Below are 18213 nucleotides of genomic sequence, written 5' to 3'. Positions count from 1 at the left end.
TGCCCGAGTCCGCGGGCGGCGGCACAAGCGCTGCGGTCAGGCTGCGCCGGGCCGCCGGGGGGCCTCGCCCAGGCCGGTGCAGTACGCGATCGTCGCGTCGTCCGCCGGCACCGCGCGTCTGGTCTCCTCCTGCCGGACGCGACGGATGACCTCACCGGGGCCGGCCGACGCGAGGATGTCCATCAGCTGCGTCCAGCCGGCGAGGCCGAACGGGTCCACGAAGCGCCCGGCCCCATTGCTGAGCAGGGCGGCCGAGGTGATCTCGGAGACCGGACAACTGCCCGTGACGGCCTCCTCCGCCGCCCGCGGATCGTCCTTGGCCACCCAGAAGCCACCGGGCGCGTTCCGGTTGGCGCGCAGCGCGCGGAGGGTGCGGTGGTACGCGTCGCTGCCCTCCGCGACGCCCTGGAGCGCGGCCTCGTACCGTCGGGCGACGACCACCTCCCGGGGATCGGTCACCACGAGTGGCGCCCGGTCCGCCCTGTCGAGCACGAGGACGGAATCGCCCAGGACCAGGTACTCGGCCAGACCGCCGGAGACGCGCAGGACGGCCACGGTCGCCGAGGGGCTGATGGGGTCGGTGACGGCGCAGGTGTCGCGGTGCTCGTCCGTCACCCGCGCGACGGCTTCGGCGAGCAGATCCGCGAGACCGCGGTCCGGCGCGAGTGCCAGGAGCCCGAGGAGGCTTGCTCCCAGCCGGCCCGCGTACCAGGCGACGCCGTGCCGGCAGGTGTGGTCGCTGCCGGGGATTCCGGCGCCGTCGATCAGTACCGCCCCAGTCGGCACGGCACCGGTGAAGTCCTCGTTCGACCGACCGGTCCGCTTCGGAACACTCGTCATCGACACCCGCATGCCCTGCCGCCCTCCTCCCGCCGACGGAGCGTCGACCCTACAGCCGCCCTGCGGGCGCGCACGGTCGCCGTCGTGCGCGGTGACGCAGCCGGGCGGCCCACGGCCGTGGACACGTCTGCTCGGGCAAGCCATGCGAAAGGGAGCCATATGTGTGAAGAGCAGGACACCGAGGGTGTCAGGTCGCTACGATTCCGGGCGCCGCGCCGTGTACGACTGCTCGGTCGGCCGCACGAGGCACCTCGCAACCAGCGTTCAGGGGGCAGTGGGATGAGTGCAGCGGGTCTGCGCGGTTGGGCCGCGGCGGGAACGGTCTTGCTCGCCGCGGGGGTGAACGTCGTCACCGGTGTGCTGACCCAGGAGTGGTCGGCCGCCTGGTGGGGTGCGCTCGCCGTTCTGGTGGTCGTAGGAGGTGGTCTCCAGGCGTGGCTCACCTTCAAGGACGGCCCGCACGCCGCCCAGCGGGTGTCGGGATCCGTCGTCGGAGGCTCGGTCGAGCAACGGCTCCACGGCGCCGGGGAGCAATCGGTCGCCGACACCCAGGTGCACGGCGGACTGACCCAGCGTCAGGACAACGACCATTAGCCGGTGGTGGCCGTGGCGCAGAAAGCCGGCGACGCACCTGCTCGAGCAGCTGGTCGACGACGTCGCAGTCGACGGGGATCTGATCCAGGCGGGCGGCCCTGTGGCTTCGCACGTCACTGCGGACACGGTCGTCGTCGGCGGCGACCACAGGAGTGACACCCGCGCCGAGTTGACCGTGCACGGGGATCTGACGGTGACCGGCGGATATGTCGCCGGTCGGGACATCCACATCGTGGAAAGCAGTCCCATGACACCCCCCAGCCCTCGTCTGCTGCCACGTGACGCCACAGACTTCGTCAACCGGGCCGACGAACTTGCCGAGGCCGCCCGACTCGCGGACGCGGAAGGGCCCACCCCTGTCATCGTCTTCACCGGCAGTGCGGGAGTGGGCAAGACGGCGCTTGCCGTGCGACTGTGCCATTCCCTGGCGGGGAGCCGTCCCGACGGTGCGCTCTTCACGGACCTGGGTGGCTTCGGCGGGCGGGAACGCCGTACGTCGGATGTCCTGGCCGAGTTCCTTCTGGCACTGGGGCTGCCCGCGCAGCGGATCCCCGCGGGGTTCGACGACCGGCGCAATCAGTTCCGCACCATGACCGCTGACGCGCGACTGGTCGTGCTGATCGACAACGCGTCCGAGGAGACGCAGGTCAGGGATCTGGTGCCGTCGGGTCCGTCGGCTGCGGTGGTCGTGACCAGCCGCAGCCGTCTGGCCGGACTGTCCGGCGCGAGGGTGCTGGAGGTGCGCGGACTCCGCGAGGACGCGGCGACGCGACTGCTGCAGATCGTCGCCTACCAGGTGAGCGACGCGCCGCCCGAGGCCCTGGCCCAGATCGCCGCGCACTGCGCGGGCCTACCGCTTGCGCTGGTGATCGCCGGTGCGCGGATGAACGTTCTCACGCACTCGGCGGGGGAGCGGATGGCGGAGATGCTGGGCGACGAGAGACGTCGTCTGAACTGGCTGTCGGCGGGAGACCTTGCTGTGCGGACGTCCTTTCGGACCAGCTACCGGCATCTGCCCGACGAGGAGCAACAGGCGTTCAGACTGCTGTCCCGGGTCGGGGAGGGCTGCTTCGCGGCCTGGCACCTGGCGCGTCTGGCGGAAGTGGACATCGACCGGGCGGATTCGATCCTCACCCGTCTTCACGATCTGAATCTGGTACGCACGGCATCCGTCTCGGACGGGTGTGATCACATTCTCTACGAGTTCCACGATCTGATCAGGGACTTCGCCGACGAGCTGTATGACGGGGAGGGGCCGTCGAACGCTCCGGATCGGCGGCTGCTCAGGGCTTACCGGCTGGTCACGGAGGCGGTCGGCCGGGCCCTTGCTCCCCGGAGCGATGGCGGAGCGGGCGGTGTGGCCGTCGACCTCGCCCCCGGGCGACTGCTGATCCACGATCACCTGGCGTGGTGCGCGGCGGAGCACGCCAATGTTCTCGTGATGGTGCGGCGGGCCTCGGAGGCCGGTGACTGGGAGGACGTGGTCGCGCTCGGCAGCGCGTTGATGCCTTTCTTCCAGACGCGGTGCATGTGGGCGACCGCGGAGGAGTGCTACGCGTTGGCCGGGAGCGCGGCCGACCACGCGGGTGATACCGCAGCCAAGGCGGAGTTGCTTCTCGCCGTGGCGGGCGTCCGCCGTTCGCAGGCGCGCTGGGCAGAAGCGGTCGAGGCGTTGGAGGAGTGCCTGGCCCTGCACGACGGCCTGCCTCCGGGCAAGGAGGTCGCCTACGCTCTCGGTGGGATCGGTGTGGCGCTGCGGAACGAAGGGTCCTGGGAATCCGCCTGGCGCTGCTTCCAGGAGAGCAGACAGATTCTGGACGCCGAACACGATCCCTGGGGGACGGCCTTCGCCGTCCGGGGCCTCGGTACGGTCCGTCAGGGGCAGGAACGCTGGGACGAAGCACATCAGTTCTTGTCCGAGGCTGCTGAACTGTTCCGGTCGGCCGGGGACTCGGGGCGCGAAGCGATGGCCCTGGTGCGCGTCGGGGCGGTTCTGCGGGGGCTGGGCCGCCCTGATGAGGCATTGGCGGTGCTCGGTCGAGTGGCGCCAGTCTTCGCGGATCGGCAGAACTCCAGCTGGGTGGCGATCACCGCCGTGCACCAGTCGGCCTGTTGGTCGGACCTGGGCGACCAGGCCCGGGCCGACGCACTTCTTGATCTGGCCGAACCGGTATTTGCCGATCTGGGCGACGAACGGTGGCAGGCCATCGCCCATCTGCACCGGGGAGTGTCCCGCCGCAAGGCGGGGAGCCATGCGGAGGCCGGCACGTGCCTCGGCCTGGCGGCTGAGGGCTTCGACGCCCTCGGTGACCGGCCCGGTATCGCCGGTGTGCTGTACGAGCGGGGGCTCCTCCTGAGGGAGACCGGCGACGAGCACGGCGCAGTCACTGCCCTGGAGGCGGCTCAGACGGCATTCCAGGCTCTGGGTTCGCGTCGGGCGGAACGAATCGCCCGGCTGCTGATGCCGGATCAGGCTCCCTGAAAGCGGGCTCGAGGAGCTCGGGGAGTCCCAGCAGGGTGACGAGGTCACGCCCCAGTTGTCGCTCGTCGGTGGCGAGTAGCGTCCGCATCCCGACGCCTGCGGCAGCCGCCAGATGCCTGGGCTGGTCATCGACGAACAGTACGTCGTCCGCTGCCAGGCCGAGCCGCCCGAGCGCCAGGTGGAAAATGACCGGGTCCGGCTTCGCATACCCGGCCTCGCAGGACAGGACGACTGGATCGAAACCCTCGTACGCCCCTGCCTGAGCCAGCGCGTCCGCCAGAGGCGGCCAGACGTTCGACAGGATGCCTGTGCGGACTCCGCGCGAACGAAGGCCGTGCGCCAAGCAGTACACCCGTTCGTGACGACGGAGCAGGTCGGGCCAGTTCCAGGACTGTTCGTCGAGACTGCGCTTTCGCCGAGGAGTCCGTTCATGGACGGAGGCCACGAATGCAGCTGTCGAGATACCACCTATGCGGAATGCGCGGTGCAGATCCTCGATCAGTTCGGCCGGGACGTGGGTCCCGAGTCGATCGCTCAGCATCAGCGCGTGACTCCTGAAGGTCCCGCCCGGACTGAGGACTCCGCCGTAGTCAAAAAGGACTGCCTTTATCAATCGTCAGACTCCTCGCCTTGACATGGGTGCGGTGGCACACTGCTGCGTGCAACTTCGGTTCGTAAGAGCACATGGGATGGATTCGTGTCACACAGCCAAAAGGGTACGCCGTCGCAGTGGTGCTGGAAGGTGCCGCGTCACTGATCGAGAAGAGGTGTCACATGGCAGATGCCGAGGTGCGCTCCGAACCAGTGCAAGAAGCAGTAGGTTTCCCTTCCGATTGCTTCATCTGTGCGGCATGCGGCGGTGAACCAGTCGTTCTGTCGCTGGACCGGCCGCTCAGACGCGAGGCCGGGGTGGGCGCGGTGATCACCGGCGCCGGCCCGCTCGCGATCGGCTATGTCCTGATCGTTCCGGACCGGCATGTCGGCGACATCGCCACGGCGCTCAGGGCTGACGGCTCGTTCCTCTCCTTCGTCAAGCGTGCTCTTGCCGAGTACGAGGAACTGTTCGGGAGGTACACGGTCTGGGAGCACGGATCGGCATCCTTGGATGTCCGTACCTCAGGGTGTGTCGCCCACGCTCACCTCAACGTCATCCCGGAGGCGTCCTTCGCCCCGCCGGCCAACTCCCGCGCTCTCGACGACTGGGCCGACCTCGCAGGGGTTTCGGCTTCCCCGTATCTACTGCTCGGTGGGAGTGGGGCCTCCCTGCTCGTCGGTGACGACTCGGGCGTCTCCCAGCACTACCGGCGCGCATGGGCGCAACGAGTCGGTGATGTCGACCGCTGGGACTACGCCTTGCCGGGTGGAACGGACCTGCAGACGGCCACCGCGGAGAGGTACGGGGCATGGTGACGGCGGACGGACCGCTCACGCGGGGGCCGGAAGGGGTGGGGCCGACGAACTGGGCTGTCGGGCCGGGATCCGACCTTCCCGACCACGTCACATGGAATCCCGCCGAACGGAACTGGCACCTGCGTGCCCCGTGGCGAGGCCGACTGGCACCCGCCGACTCCGCGATCGGACCATGTCCATTCTGTTCGGGTGGCCCCGAGGCCCCGTCGTCGGACGCTCCCCACGTCGTGACCAGCAAGTACCCCTTCATCGCCGCTCCCGCCGACGCGTCGTACGATCCGCACCGCGTGCTGTTCTTCTCGCCTCGGCACGACCGGAACCTGGACGCCCTCACCTGCCGTCAGCTCGTTGCCGTCCTCGACCGGATCAGCGACGAGTGCGCGGCGCTTCTGGAGTGCGAGGGCGTTCGATCCGTCTACGCCTTCCAAGCGTCGGGACCGCTGTTCGGAGGGTCCGTCTCACACCCGCATCTCCAGGTTCTCGGGTTTCCCTTCGTGCCGACGAAGCTCGTTCTGGACACCAGCTACGGGTGCCCGCTCTGTGTCGACTTCGGAGAGCGGGAGTGCACGGTTTCCGTGACTGCCGACTTCACTCTCGCGGTGCCACCGTGGTCACGACTTCCCTACGAGATGGTGATCGCACCCCGCTCGCATGTGCAGAGTCTGAGTGAGTGCGACACGGCCCAGATCGCGGTCCTCCTGTCCCGGGGACTCCGCGCGATCAGGGCATTGGTTCCCACCGCTGACACGCCCTACACACTCAACTTCATGACGGCGCCCATGTCCCTTGACGGAGCCGGAGGGAGATCCGTGCTCCCCGGGCACCACCTACGCATCGAGATCTTCCCCTTCTCGACCGAAGCGGGTCGCCTCCGACAGATCGTGGCCATCGAGGCGGGGGCAGGAGTCGTACTCAATCCGGTGCCTCCACCGGAAGCCGCCACACGCCTCCGGGCAGTCGTGGCACAGGACGCGGCAGGAGAGCAGTCATGATCCGGGTGCAGATGGTCGGCACCCAGAGGTCCGGATCGAATCTGCTGCGTCTGATGCTTGACCAGGGCGGCTCGCTCCTGGCGCCACCGTCGGCTCACGAACTGCGGGATCTGCTGCCGCTGGCCCCGCTCTACGAGCCGCTCGACGACGTCGGGAATCAGCGAAGGCTCGCGTCCGACCTGTCCGAGCTGGTCCGCGCGAACGCGCTCGCGTGGCCGGACGGCCACGTGGACGCCGACCGTCTGCTCGGCTGCCTCAAGGGGACCGGCCTCACCGATTTCGTCATTGCACTGTACGACCAGGCGGCGACCCACGCCGCCCGCATCGGCTGGGTGAGCAAGTGCCTGGAGAACGTTCACTGCTTCGAAGAGCTTGAGGCGACCGGGGCGTCCCCGCGCTATGTGCACCTCGTGCGGGACCCCCGGGACGTCGCCCTCAGCTTTCGCCGGGCACCGATCGGCCCCAAGGACCCCCGTGTCATCGCCGCCATGTGGCGCAACGATCAACAAGCCGCTCGTGCGATTGCTCGACGGTGTCCCGAGCGGACCCGCGTGGAGCACTTCGAGGATCTGATCCTCCGTCCCGCCCGCAGTCTGAGGTCTCTGGCTGCCTGGCTCGGAATTCCGTACAGTGACGCGTCCCTTCACTATCATCGGCGGAAGGACGCCGCCGAAGCCGCTGAGCTTTCACCCTTGTGGTCCAACCTGTCCAGTGCGCCTATGGCTGATCGGGTATCAGTTCATCTGGCCGAGGCGGGAAACGAGGAGTTCCTGTGTTCCGTCGAAGAACTGGTATTCGACGAGATGGCACGGTACGGATATGAGCCGCTCCACGCGACGTCGGCCCGTGTACTTTCACCGGAGGAATCTGTCGCAGCCAGGGAGAACGACGAGCGACTCAGAGAGGAATCCGTACGATCGCATTCCGGTCGCGACCAGTCGGCACATCTTCTCCGCGGTCGCTTGTTGCAGGCAATTCGAAGCTCACTCGAGCGATCCGAGGAGCCGGGCGGATGAAGACCACGGGCATAATCTGCGATGTGGGCGGAACACTGCTGCTCACTGACAGACTTCACCGGTCCGCCTGGCGCCGAGCGCTCAGGTCGCAGGGGCTGGAGACCGACGCGAACGTCCAACGTGCCGTCTCCGGACTGGAGAAGGGTCTTGACAGCTTCGCGACAGCCGGCTCCATGGGTGTCCCGCCGGATCAGGCGAGGCGCCTCGCGCGTTCCAAGCAGCAGTACGCTCAGGTGCCGGAGCCGTGTTCTCCCAATCGGGTGACGATCGAGTGGATGCGGGGACAGGAGCACGACGCTGTCTTCGCGGCCATCAGCCACAGCGACGAGTCGTGGACTCGCAGCATGCTGCAACTCGCGGGCGTGCTCGAACTTTTCGCCTTCGTCCGCGGCCGTACGGACCAGAGGTGTGTGGCCAAGGAGACCCTTCTCTCGGACACAGCCGAGATTCTGCACCGCTGGTGGGGAACCAGCGCAGTGATCTACTGCGGGGACACCGCGTACGACCGAGAAATCGCCGAGCAACTCCAGTTCTCCTACGTGGACGTGAGGTCGCTGTGAGAGAGGTCGGGAGTGCCGGCACCGAAGAGCGACTCGGACGGGCAGGACGGACGGGGCCTGAGCTTCCGCTCGACCGGCAGGCCGACGGGCTCCGCGATGTCGCGCGATGGGCCCGCCGCCTGGCCGTTCGCAGGGCACATGCCACCGGGCAGGGGCACATCGGAGGCGAATTCTCGGTCGTGGACATTCTGGTGACGCTGTACTGCGCGGTGATGAGACTGCCCGGGTCGGCCGGCGGGCCCGACCCCGACCGGCTCATCCTCTCCAAGGGGCATGCCGCCGTCGCGCTCTACGCCGCCATGGCCGCTGCTGGTGTGCTCGACCATTCCCGGCTACGGGCCGACGGTGGGGACGGCCTCCCCGGCCATCCCGTGAAGGGCTCCGCCCCCGGCATCGAGGCGACCACAGGCTCGCTCGGCCACGGACTCTCCCTGGGAGTCGGTGCGGCGCTCGGGTCGAGGATGGACGGCTCCCGGGCCCGCACCTTCGTCGTGCTGGGGGACGGAGAGCTGCAGGAAGGGTCCAACTGGGAGGCCTTCATGCTCGCAGCCCACTTGCGGCTCGGAAACCTGACCGCAGTGGTCGACGCCAATGGCCTCCAGCAGGGCGGCAGGGTCTCCACGACGAACGGCATCGAACCGCTCGAGGACAAGATGCGGGCGTTCGGCTGGTGTTGCAGCACTGTGGACGGACACGACTTCGAGGCCATGCTCGGCACCTTGACGCTCTCGCCCGGCACAGAATCCCGGCAACCCAGAGTTGTCGTGGCACGGACGACCAAGGGGTACGGAGTGAGCTTCATGGCGGACGATCCCTCCTGGCACCATCGAATCCCTACCGATGACGAACTGGTCCGCGCGCTGGGGGAGCTCGATGGCTGAGCCCCGGGTGGCCGTAGGCGGGCCGGACGACGTCGCAGAGCAGCCGTCGAACTGCCGGGACGCGTGGAGCCTCGCTCTGGAGGCCGCGGCGGCACGCGACGACCGCGTGGTCGTCCTGGTGAACGACTCGATCGGCTCGGCCGGCCTGGAAGGCTTTTCCCGACGCTTTCCGGAACGAGTCATCGATGTCGGGATCGCCGAGCAGAACATGGTGTCGGTGGCCGCGGGGCTCGCTACGACAGGCAGAACGGTCTTCGTCTCGTCGGCGGCCTCGTTCCTCACCGGGCGGGCGCTCGAGCAGATCAAGGTCGATGTGGCGTACACGAGAGCGAACGTCAAATTGATCGGGCAGTCCCCGGGCGTCGGCTACGGGCCGCTCGGCTCCACTCATCACGCGATCGAGGACATCTCCTGGATGAGCGCTCTGCCCGCCGTCCCAGTCGTCGCTCCTTCGAACCCTGCCGAAACGGCATCCGCCGTCGCCTGGGCTGCGGGGTGGGCGGGATGTGTGTACATCCGTGTGCCCCGGCGGTTGTACGGAACGCCGAGCACGTCGCCGGAAACCTTCACCTTCGGACGCGCGACCGTGGCCAGAGAGGGACCGGACATCACGCTCGTCGCGACCGGCGCGATCACCGGGCTTGTGACGGAAGCCGCCGAGCTCCTCGCGACGGAAGGCATCGACGCCCGAGTGCTCCTCATGAGCACGATCAAGCCTCTCGACCCTGGCCCGCTCCTCGACGCCGCACTCGGCGGGGCCGGCATCGTGACCGTGGAGGACGGCCTCGTGACCGGTCTGGGGGCCTCCGTCGCGGCCTTCCTCTCTGAGCACCTCCCCACCCCGATGCGTCGCATCGGCTTCCACGACGCCTTCGCCGGAACCGGCGACGACCACACGCTGCTGGAGCGGGCCGGCATCAGCGTTGCGGGGATCGCGGCCGCCGCTCGCTCCCTGATGGCGAGACCCCTCCCGCCGACTCCGTGTACATCCGCCTGCGGCTTCCGAGTGGCTGAGGTGCAGGGCGGATGAGGCCGTCCGAGCAGACACGGCCGTTCGGCGAGACAGGCCGGGCGCTCCCTCCGTTGTCGGTGGGCACCGCGGCCCTCGGGCGACCGTCGTATCTCACGATCGACCACGGACGGGATGTCACCGACCCGTCGGTGGAGGGCATGCGCCGTCTGACGTTCGACGTCCTGGACGCCGCCTACGCGGCGGGGATCCGTCACATCGACACCGCACACTCCTACGGTCTGGCTGAGCACTTCATCGAGGAGTGGATGGAGAGATCCGCAGCGGACGACCTGTTCCTCACGTCCAAGTGGGGCTATGCCTACGTCGGAGGCTGGAGCGTCGACAGTCGAGCCCAGGAGGTCAAGGACCTCAGGCTGACGACCTTCGCCCGCCAAGCGCCTGTGTCGTTCAGGCGCTTCGGGACTCGGTTGAGCGGATATCAGATACATTCAGCCACCGTCGAATCGGGTGTGCTGGCCGACGAGGCAGTACTCGACGCGATGTGTGCCCTGGCGGAGACAGGCGTCCTCATAGGGGTCTCGACCTCCGGCCCCCGCCAGGCCGAGGCCATCGACACCGTGGTCCAGTACAAGAAGTCGAACCGGTTACCTCTCAGCTTCGTGCAGTCCACATGGAACCTGCTCGAGACCTCCGCTGCCGCCGCCTTGTCGAGGGCTGCTGAGGCCGGAATCGGTGTGATCGTCAAAGAGGCGCTCGCGAACGGCCTGCTGGCCCGCGGTCACGAGATCCCACGCGAAGTCCGCACCACGGCGGAGCGACACGGAGTGGGCCCTGACGCGGTGTGCCTCGCGGCGGCGCTGGCCCTCGACGCCCGGCCGGTGGTGCTCACCGGACCGTCGACCGTGAAGCAGCTTCTGGAGAACCTCGAAGCGCCGGCACTCGAACTCACGGAGGTCGAGTTGCGTGAACTCGGCGGGAAGCCACGCGACCCCTCCGCATACTGGGCAGCACGTTCCGCTCTGCGGTGGTCGTGAGCGGGCTGTCATCGATCGAGGTCCGCAGAGGGGGCCGTCCGAGTGGCTTGGTCTGCCCGGCCAGTCGGACGGCCCCTCGGAAGGTGACGACCATGCTTCCTGCACAGGGCGGCATCGACGTAGGTTGCGCATGCTTACGGGAACGGCGTGCCTCAGCAGAGCGAGCTGTCATGCGGCTGTCGCCTGTCGCGACAGCCGGGCTCCGGACCTGGATGGCGGACTCGGCGTCAGTGGGCCGACGAAGCAGGCGGAGCAACACGACCTGCGGAAAGCTCCTTGGTGAGCGAAGCACGGGCCCGGAGGGGGCGGCCACCCCGGACGGGCCCGTGCGCGTACCACTCCCTTGTTCCGGCCGGGAGCAGGTGGGACGTCAGTCCAGGCCGAGTACGGACATCGTGTGTTCGGCCATGCGCCGCTCGCCCAGGGCGTTGGGGTGGACAGGGACGATGTTCGTGCCGAACAGGAGCGGCTCGATCCATCGCGTTCCGGACGCCTTGCAGGCGTCGTGGCCTTCGGACGCCGCGGCGAAGTCCACGTAGGTCGCACCGGTCTCCTCGGCGGCGCGTTCGACGACGGCGTTCAGGTGGGACTGGATGGCGCGCAGATAGGGCACGTCACCGGAGGCGATGGGAAGCTTGGCGAAGCAGGACGGGTCCGATGCGGCCGGCGTGATCCAGGGGTATCCCAGGGCGGCGATGCGGGCGTTGGGCGCCTTGGCCCGGAGGGTCTGCAGTGCTGACTTGAGGGCGGGGTAGGTGTTCGCCTCGATCTGGGCGTCGAACGAGTCGCCGTTCTTGTCCTTGCAGGGGCTGCCCTTCCCGCCGCTGAGGACACCCGCCGTGCCGCACGTGGTCAGGGCGTTGATGAAGGTGCTGTTGTCGTTGCCGCCCATCGTGAACGTCACCAGGTCGGTGTCCGCGCTGAGCGCGTCGGCCTGGGGGGCCACGCCCGGGTACTGGGAGTGGGTGAAGTCCTTGGTCTGCGCGGCGCCGCAGGTGACGTCCTTGAGCCGGGCGCCCGTCGCGGAGGCGATGACGTGGGGGTAGTTCGCGGTGGAACGCAGACACAGCAGATTGGACAGGTCCACGGGCAGGACACCCGAGCCTGCGCTGTAGCTGTCGCCGAGGGCGACGTAGTCCAGAGGCGTCGCAGCGTGCGCGGTGGTGGTCCCGGCGGCGGTGAGGGCCAGCGCACAGGTCAGAGCTGATGCGGCCATGACAGTACGGGTTCTGGTCATGTGCTCTCTCTTCTCGATGGCGGTGCGGGAGGGGTCTCGACTGCCTCGCGGCAGCCGGTCCCGCGGCGAAGGAGCGGCTCGAGCGGGGTGGCACCGACACCGGTGGGGCGGTCTGCGGTGCGCGCGCCGGTTCCCGTCGGACGCCTCGGGCGCGGTTACCGCCCGGTGCTACCCCTAGGTAATGTGGGCCACCCCCGCTGCGGCGTCAACTAAGTTGACACAACTTTCCCGGGCCGTCGTCGAGCCGGCCGCGTGCCCCTCGGCGTCACGCAGGGATCCCCGCCCGCCGGGGTGGTCGTCGGGCCTACTCTGGGGCACATGGCGCAGCCCGGATCAGGAACCACGACGCGCGGGGCCATCCATGCCGCAGCCACCCGGCTGTTCCAGGAGCGGGGATACGCCGGAGCGACCGTCCGTCAGATCGCGGCGGCGGCCGGAGCCGACCCGGCGCTGGTGATCCGTCACTTCAAGAACAAGGAACTGCTGTTCCTGGAGACGATGCATCTGACCATCGACGACGAACCGCTCCTGGACGTCCCCGTGGAGGTGCTCGGTGAGCGTCTCGTCGACCTGGTCCTCGGCCTCGACGGCGGCGCCCGGGGAGTGTTCCTCGCCCTGGTGCGCGGCAGCAACGAGCCGGAGATCCTCCAACGGCTCAAGGACACCCACGAGAAGGTCCTGATCGAACCGTTGCGCGCCCGGCTGTCAGGGCCGGATGCCGACATCCGTGCCCGCCTGGCGGCCTCGGTCGCGGCGGGACTGCTCCACTCCCTGTGGGTGGCACGCGACGAGACGCTGCTCGGTACCGAGCGCTCCACCCTGGTGACCTACTACGGCGCACTGATCCAGCACGTGCTGACACCACCCGCCTCCGGATCCCGCCTTCTCGAAACACCCTCCGCAGCAGGCTCCTCGTTCCTATGATCGATTCGGTCCTTCGGATCCCCGGAGGACCGACGGGAGGAGGGGTTGTGTCGCACCTATCGAGACGCAAGCTGCTGGGGTACTCGGGGACGGCAGCGGCGGGGGCCGTTTTCGCGTCCGCAGGGTCGGCCGAGGCCACGGAGGCTGCGGCGGACGAGGCGACGGCGACGGTCGACTTCACGGACGGAACGGAGTTCCGGGCCGAGGCGAGCATGTCCGAGAGCGACCTGATGATGGACATGACCTTCACGGTCCGCGTCGACAAGCCGAACGGCCTGCCGTCCGCGCAGGACATCACCCCGCTGGAGGTGGCCCAGGCGCTCTCGGCCCTGGCTCAGTCCAAGGGCTGGCCCCCGCTCACCTTCTACGGCACGCCGCCTCCTGTCGCGCTGAACTGACGGCACGGGACGCCGGGAGACTGCCGTCGGAGCGGCCCAACCCGGCGTCCCGTCCGTGCCGGGCATGCCCGTCGTGCCGGCGAGGGCGGGCCAGGGAGCGGGCGGGCAGGTGACGCTGGATCCCGCTCTCGCGGCGTACGGACGTCGCGGCGCCGGTCCGCCCTTCGCGACCGACGGGTGCGCCGGCCGCCCGAGCGCGTCACCCGGTGCGCGTGCCGGTTCGGGGCTCGGCGGGCCGTGCCGGGCGCAGCAGCACCGGTCGCAGTCTGCTGTACCCGCGCACCGATACCGGGCGGAGCACTTTCAGTTCGTACGGGGCCATGCCTGCCAGTTCGCCCGCCAGCACCGTGTTGACCAGGACGGTGCCGGGGCGGGCCACCGCGGTGAGCCGGGCGGCGATGTTCACCGCTGCCCCGTAGACGTCGCCGAATCGGCTGAGTACGGCGCCGTGGGCCAGTCCCGTCCGCAGTCGCGGCAGTGCCTGTTCCGCTTCGGCGCGGGCGGCGAGTTCCAGGGCGATGTCCGCGGCCGCCTGTGCCGACTCGCATACGAAGAGCACCTCGTCGCCGATGGTCTTCACCACCCGGCCCCGGCCCTCGGCGACCACGTCGCCGGTCAGGCCCTCGAACCGGTCGAGCACCTGCACGAGTTCGGTGCTGTCCAGTCCGCGGGTCATCCGGGTGTAGCCGACCATGTCCGTGAATCCCACGGCCCGGTCGCGGACGTCGGCACCCTCACGGGGTGGCGAGGTCCCGCCCGCCTCGTCCTTCCCCGGATCGCGCCGGGCCGGTGCATCCCGCTGCGTCTCGGCCAGAAGCCGCCCGGTGGACGCGGCCAGGTGGCGGCGCCAGACGTGCCGCTGGAGGAGTTCGATCTCGGGCAGCAGCGCCGCGGCGTGGCCCATCAGCTCCTCGTCGTCCCAAGGGGCGGCCGAGTCGTGCTGCATCCAGGCCCAGAGCGTGTGCACCTGCCACTCGGCGAGCCGGGACAGATGGTGCCCGAGGGCGCGCGCCATCATCGTCTCGCTCTCCTCGGTGATGAGGCCGGCCCGGATGAGCCGCTCGCCCGCACGGAGTGCCTCGACATCGGCGTCGGTGAACACCCTGGCGTCCTCGTCGGCCACCGGAAACCCCAGCGCACGCCAGATCTGGGCGGTCCGTCCGGGTCCGACCCCGGACCGTTCGGCGATGTCCCGCCTCGTCCAGACGCGGCCGCCACCGAGCAGTACCGCTTCGACGGTCCTCTGCGGATCGTCCGGGCCGGAGGGCTCCGTCGCGTCTTCCGCCGGCTCTGTCGCGCTCATGTGGTGTGCACGATCAGCACGTCGAGGCCGGCCTTCCTCGCGATGTCCGCCGGCACGGAACCGAGGATGCGTCCGGCGAGCGAACGCAGCCCCCTGTTCCCGACGACCAGGAGGTCGGCCGACGACTCCCGTGCGATCCGTACGAGTGCGGGGACCGGTTCGTCCTGCACGGCGACCGACCGGATCTCTGTCGCACCCTGCGCGCGGGCCCGGTCCCTGGCGATCCGCAGGGTGTCCTCGGCCGGTGCCGAGCCCATCACCTGATAGGCCTCGGACCCCAGTTGGTCCTGGGCCAGGGCGAGCTCGGGTCCGCGCATCGGTGCGTAGGCGCAGGCGATCACGAGTTCGGCCCCGCACACGGCGGCGAGCCGGGCAGCCTTCTCGACGGCTGCGAACGACGACTCCGACCCGTCCGTGCCGACCATGACAGTCCGGTAGGCGATCAAGTCACCCTCCTTACCAGGGAGTAAACTTACTCCCGGGTAAGATATGGCGCGCGGGCCCGCCGGGCAAGGGGCAGAACGAGCCGCTCCTGTCCGATCGTCCTTCCTGAGCCACCCCTTCAGCGCACCCGGTGTCGAGTCCTACGAACGGTGCGCGCCCGGTCGTCACATCAGGACACAGGGGGACCGTCGCATCTTCGGGTCATCCCCCATGCGGCATCCCGGCCGGCGGGAGGGAGACTTCCCGCCAGGGGCGTCGGCCTGTCATGAAGGCCGACGCCGGCCGCCGAAGGGGGACACACGATGAGTGGTCAGCTGTACGACGGGATCGGCGAGGCGTTCGAGGGTTTCAAGACCCTTCCCCTCGCGCGCTACGCGGAGGTTCCCGGCTTTCTCGCCCTCGTCGGCGACGTCACCGGCAGGTCCGTCCTCGACCTGGCCTCCGGAACCGGCTTCTACAGCAGGGAGTTCAAGCGCCGCGGTGCCACCGATGTGCTGGGCGTCGACATCTCCTCCGCGATGGTCGACGCGGCGCGGGCCCTGGAGGACCGTGCCCCTCTGGGCGTGCGCTACGAGGTCGGTGACGTCGCCGGCCTGCGTGCCTTCGAGCAGCGCTTCGACCTCGCGATCGCGGTCCAGCTGTTCAACTACGCCGAGGACGTCGAGACCATCGGGCGGATGTGCCGGGCCATCCACCGCAGCGTCGAGGACGGAGGCGAACTCTTCGTCCTCATGCAGAACCCGGACTTCCGCTTCGGCGGACCCTCACTGGCCAAGTACGGCTTCCTGTGCGAGTCGCTCGGCGAGGAGACCGCGATCGGGCCGCGCGTACGGATCACCGCCCTCCTCGACCCGCCGATCTCCTTCGAGGCGAACCCGCCCAGCCGGGACGTCTACGAGCAGTGCCTGGGTGCGGCCGGATTCAGCGAGATCGCGTGGGTTCCGCTGGAGATCTCCGCCGAGGGCCTCCGCGCGTACGGGAAGGAGTTCTGGGAGGACTGCACCGCCAACCCGCCGCTGACGATGCTGCGCTGCCGAGCCTGACCCCTGGTGCGCCCGCCCCGGGGCGGCCGGGTGCGGCCCGCACCTCCCGTGCCGGCCGACGGCGCAGGCCACGGTGGTCGGCGGCTGGGGGGGTGTCCGCCCCGGCCTCCCGGCGCGGTGGTGTGTCCGACCCGCTGCCGGTGTCCGGCGTGTCCGGCCATCGCTACCGATGCCCGGCGTGTCCGGCCCGGCCGGCCCTGTACCCGGCGGGGGATCGGCTGTCCGCCTGCTCATGTCCGGCGCCCGGCCGGCCGGCTGCCGCGGCCGAGGGGACGCGCGAAGGATGCGGTCCTGCACGCTCGTGAAGCACGGACGGAAATAATCTCGGAGAGGATGTCGAGAACCCGGGACCAGCTCCGTCCCCGTGGTGAAGGCGGCCGACAGGGCCCCACCAGCACCGAGGAGATCACGATGGCCAAGTACCTGCTTCTGAAGCACTACCGCGGCGCTCCGGCCCCGGTCAACGACGTACCGATGACCGAGTGGACCCCGGAGGAGGTCTCCGCCCACATGCGGTACATGAGCGACTTCGCCGACCGGCTGGAGAAGAGCGGTGAGTTCGTGGACGGCCAGGCGCTCGCCCCTGAGGGGACGTTCGTCCAGTACGGCGGCGAGGGGCGCCCGCCCGTGACCGACGGGCCCTTCGCGGAGACCAAGGACCTCATCGCCGGCTGGATGGTGATCGACGTCGACAGCTACGAGCGCGCCGTCGAGCTGGCCGGGGAGCTGTCGGCCGCCCCCGGAGCGGGAGGCAGGCCGATCCACGAGTGGCTCGAGCTGCGCCCGTTCCTGAGCGCGCAGCCGGCCGTCACCGACTGCCCCCATCGATGAACGAGGCTCTGATCCGGAGCCTCACGCCGAGCGTGCTCGGGGTCCTCGTCCGCCGCGGAGCCGACTTCGCGGCGGCCGAGGACGCCGTGCAGGACGCCCTGGTCGAGGCGGTCCGGGTCTGGCCGGCCGACCCTCCGCGGGATGCGAAGGGCTGGCTGGTCACCGCGGCCTGGCGCAAGTTCCTCGACGCCACCCGCTCGGACGCCGCCCGCCGCCGTCGCGAGGACCGTGTCGAGGAGGAGCCGGCCCCGGGGCCGGCTCCCGCAGCGGACGACACGCTCCAGCTGTACTTCCTCTGCGCCCACCCCTCGCTGACCCCGTCGTCGGCCGTCGCGCTCACGCTGCGCGCCGTCGGCGGGCTGACCACCCGGCAGATCGCCGACGCCTGTCTGGTCCCCGAGGCCACCATGGCGCAGCGCATCAGCCGTGCCAAGCGCACGGTCTCCGGCGTGCGGTTCGAGCAGTCCGGCGACGTCGCCACGGTGCTGCGCGTCCTCTACCTGGTCTTCAACGAGGGCTACTCCGGTGACGTCGACCTCGCGGCTGAGGCCATCCGGCTCACCCGGCAGCTCGCCGCCTCGATCGACCACCCCGAAGTGGCGGGACTGCTCGCCCTCATGCTGCTCCACCACGCCCGCCGCGCGTCCCGGACCGCGCCCGACGGCAGTCTGGTGCCGCTCGCCGAGCAGGACCGGAGCCGGTGGGACACAGCGTCGATCGCCGAGGGCGTGGAGATCCTGCAGGCGGCTCTCGCCCGCGACCGGCTGGGGGAATTCCAGGCACAGGCCGCCGTCGCGGCGCTGCACGCCGACGCACCCACCGCGGAGGAGACCGACTGGGTGCAGATCGTCGAGTGGTACGACGAGCTCGCCCACCTCACCGACAGCCCGGTCGTCCGGCTCAACCGCGCGGTTGCCCTCGGCGAGGCCGACGGACCGCGCGCCGGTCTGGCGGCGCTCGCCGCGCTGCCGGACTCGGTTCCCCGGCATGCAGCTGTGGCGGCGTACCTCCATGAGCGCGACGGTGACCTGGAGACGGCGGCACAGCTCTACGCCGAGGCGGCCCACAAGGCACCCAACCTCGCGGAGCGCGACCATCTGACACGTCAGGCCGCCCGGCTCAACGCCCGGCGCGGCCGCTGACGTGCAACGCACCTCCGCTACGGCACGGGCGCAGTACGGACACGGGCACGGCGTGGCACCGGACCTGAGCGGGGCCTCCCGGGCGGTCCGGTCCGGTCCGCGTCAGCGT

19 protein-coding genes are annotated in these 18213 nt (G+C 69.7%); 14 read left to right on the top strand and 5 right to left on the bottom strand.

Annotation, left to right across the window (positions count from 1 at the left end; translation table 11 throughout):
* Nucleotides 1-36: 36 nt before the first annotated feature.
* Nucleotides 37-840, bottom strand: coding sequence for an integrase (locus ACFC51_RS28295; RefSeq protein WP_376531540.1), 804 nt, complete (start codon nt 838-840; stop codon nt 37-39).
* A gap of 279 nt (nt 841-1119) precedes the next feature.
* Here ACFC51_RS28295 and ACFC51_RS28290 point away from each other — a divergent pair, with 279 nt between their 5' ends.
* Together ACFC51_RS28290 and ACFC51_RS28285 are read left to right on the top strand one after the other, a co-directional pair.
* The gene (locus ACFC51_RS28290; RefSeq protein WP_376531538.1) at nt 1120-1434 is read left to right on the top strand and encodes a hypothetical protein; all 315 of its coding nucleotides are present in this window, start codon (nt 1120-1122) and stop codon (nt 1432-1434) included.
* Between the two features lie 100 nt (nt 1435-1534).
* The gene (locus ACFC51_RS28285; protein ID WP_376531536.1) at nt 1535-3916 is read left to right on the top strand and encodes a tetratricopeptide repeat protein; all 2382 of its coding nucleotides are present in this window, start codon (nt 1535-1537) and stop codon (nt 3914-3916) included.
* On the opposite strand, the gene ACFC51_RS28280 is transcribed toward ACFC51_RS28285, so the two are convergent.
* Entirely contained in the window at nt 3819-4529 is a 711-nt protein-coding gene (locus tag ACFC51_RS28280; protein ID WP_376531534.1) for an HAD family hydrolase, read from the bottom strand. The two genes, ACFC51_RS28285 and ACFC51_RS28280, sit on opposite strands and share 98 nt — an antisense overlap.
* 305 nt (nt 4530-4834) lie before the next feature.
* Here ACFC51_RS28280 and ACFC51_RS28275 point away from each other — a divergent pair, with 305 nt between their 5' ends.
* The 7 genes from ACFC51_RS28275 to ACFC51_RS28245 all read left to right on the top strand — a co-directional run bounded on the left by ACFC51_RS28275 (nt 4835) and on the right by ACFC51_RS28245 (nt 10782).
* A complete protein-coding gene (locus ACFC51_RS28275) occupies nt 4835-5326 on the top strand; it encodes a hypothetical protein (protein WP_376368928.1) in 492 nt (163 codons plus the stop codon).
* Between the two features lie 287 nt (nt 5327-5613).
* Nucleotides 5614-6318: a hypothetical protein gene (locus tag ACFC51_RS28270; RefSeq protein WP_376368927.1), complete on the top strand. Its 705-nt coding sequence runs from the start codon at nt 5614-5616 to the stop codon at nt 6316-6318.
* Complete coding sequence (locus tag ACFC51_RS28265) at nt 6315-7334, top strand: sulfotransferase (RefSeq protein ID WP_376368926.1); 1020 nt, start codon at nt 6315-6317, stop codon at nt 7332-7334. Before ACFC51_RS28270 ends, ACFC51_RS28265 begins: the two co-directional genes overlap by 4 nt.
* The gene (locus ACFC51_RS28260; RefSeq protein WP_376531532.1) at nt 7331-7894 is read left to right on the top strand and encodes an HAD family hydrolase; all 564 of its coding nucleotides are present in this window, start codon (nt 7331-7333) and stop codon (nt 7892-7894) included. Before ACFC51_RS28265 ends, ACFC51_RS28260 begins: the two co-directional genes overlap by 4 nt.
* The gene (locus tag ACFC51_RS28255; RefSeq protein WP_376368924.1) at nt 7795-8775 is read left to right on the top strand and encodes a transketolase; all 981 of its coding nucleotides are present in this window, start codon (nt 7795-7797) and stop codon (nt 8773-8775) included. The genes ACFC51_RS28260 and ACFC51_RS28255 overlap by 100 nt, the downstream gene beginning before the upstream one ends.
* On the top strand, nt 8768-9805 hold the full coding sequence (locus ACFC51_RS28250; protein ID WP_376531530.1) for a transketolase family protein: 1038 nt from the start codon (nt 8768-8770) through the stop codon (nt 9803-9805). The genes ACFC51_RS28255 and ACFC51_RS28250 overlap by 8 nt, the downstream gene beginning before the upstream one ends.
* Complete coding sequence (locus ACFC51_RS28245; RefSeq protein WP_376368922.1) at nt 9802-10782, top strand: aldo/keto reductase; 981 nt, start codon at nt 9802-9804, stop codon at nt 10780-10782. Before ACFC51_RS28250 ends, ACFC51_RS28245 begins: the two co-directional genes overlap by 4 nt.
* 370 nt (nt 10783-11152) lie before the next feature.
* Here ACFC51_RS28245 and ACFC51_RS28240 read toward each other — a convergent pair whose 3' ends face one another.
* A complete protein-coding gene (locus ACFC51_RS28240; protein WP_376531528.1) occupies nt 11153-11998 on the bottom strand; it encodes an SGNH/GDSL hydrolase family protein in 846 nt (281 codons plus the stop codon).
* Nucleotides 11999-12337: 339 nt separating this feature from the next.
* Between ACFC51_RS28240 and ACFC51_RS28235 the strand changes: the two genes are divergently transcribed.
* Nucleotides 12338-12943 (top strand): TetR family transcriptional regulator, encoded by a 606-nt coding sequence (locus ACFC51_RS28235; protein WP_376368920.1) that lies wholly within the window; start codon nt 12338-12340, stop codon nt 12941-12943.
* A gap of 47 nt (nt 12944-12990) precedes the next feature.
* Nucleotides 12991-13341 carry a hypothetical protein gene (locus ACFC51_RS28230; protein WP_376368919.1) on the top strand — a complete coding sequence of 117 codons (351 nt, stop codon included), beginning with the start codon at nt 12991-12993 and terminating at the stop codon, nt 13339-13341.
* Nucleotides 13342-13540: 199 nt separating this feature from the next.
* On the opposite strand, the gene ACFC51_RS28225 is transcribed toward ACFC51_RS28230, so the two are convergent.
* Together ACFC51_RS28225 and ACFC51_RS28220 are read right to left on the bottom strand one after the other, a co-directional pair.
* Entirely contained in the window at nt 13541-14644 is a 1104-nt protein-coding gene (locus ACFC51_RS28225) for an adenylate/guanylate cyclase domain-containing protein (RefSeq protein ID WP_376531526.1), read from the bottom strand.
* A complete protein-coding gene (locus tag ACFC51_RS28220) occupies nt 14641-15090 on the bottom strand; it encodes a universal stress protein (RefSeq protein ID WP_376368917.1) in 450 nt (149 codons plus the stop codon). Before ACFC51_RS28220 ends, ACFC51_RS28225 begins: the two co-directional genes overlap by 4 nt.
* A gap of 300 nt (nt 15091-15390) precedes the next feature.
* Here ACFC51_RS28220 and ACFC51_RS28215 point away from each other — a divergent pair, with 300 nt between their 5' ends.
* The 3 genes from ACFC51_RS28215 (at nt 15391) to ACFC51_RS28205 (ending at nt 18104) form a co-directional block, all read left to right on the top strand.
* Nucleotides 15391-16131 (top strand): class I SAM-dependent methyltransferase, encoded by a 741-nt coding sequence (locus tag ACFC51_RS28215; protein WP_376368916.1) that lies wholly within the window; start codon nt 15391-15393, stop codon nt 16129-16131.
* 411 nt (nt 16132-16542) lie between these two features.
* Nucleotides 16543-16962 carry a YciI family protein gene (locus tag ACFC51_RS28210; RefSeq protein WP_376531524.1) on the top strand — a complete coding sequence of 140 codons (420 nt, stop codon included), beginning with the start codon at nt 16543-16545 and terminating at the stop codon, nt 16960-16962.
* The gene (locus ACFC51_RS28205; protein ID WP_376368915.1) at nt 16959-18104 is read left to right on the top strand and encodes an RNA polymerase sigma factor; all 1146 of its coding nucleotides are present in this window, start codon (nt 16959-16961) and stop codon (nt 18102-18104) included. Before ACFC51_RS28210 ends, ACFC51_RS28205 begins: the two co-directional genes overlap by 4 nt.
* Nucleotides 18105-18213 lie beyond the last annotated feature (109 nt).

Origin of the sequence: Streptomyces sp. NPDC055962, assembly GCF_042270185.1 — a bacterium.
In the GTDB taxonomy this organism is placed as follows: domain Bacteria; phylum Actinomycetota; class Actinomycetes; order Streptomycetales; family Streptomycetaceae; genus Streptomyces.
The sequence above is the reverse complement of the archived record's forward strand: the minus strand, read 5'-3'. Positions and strand labels throughout refer to the sequence as shown.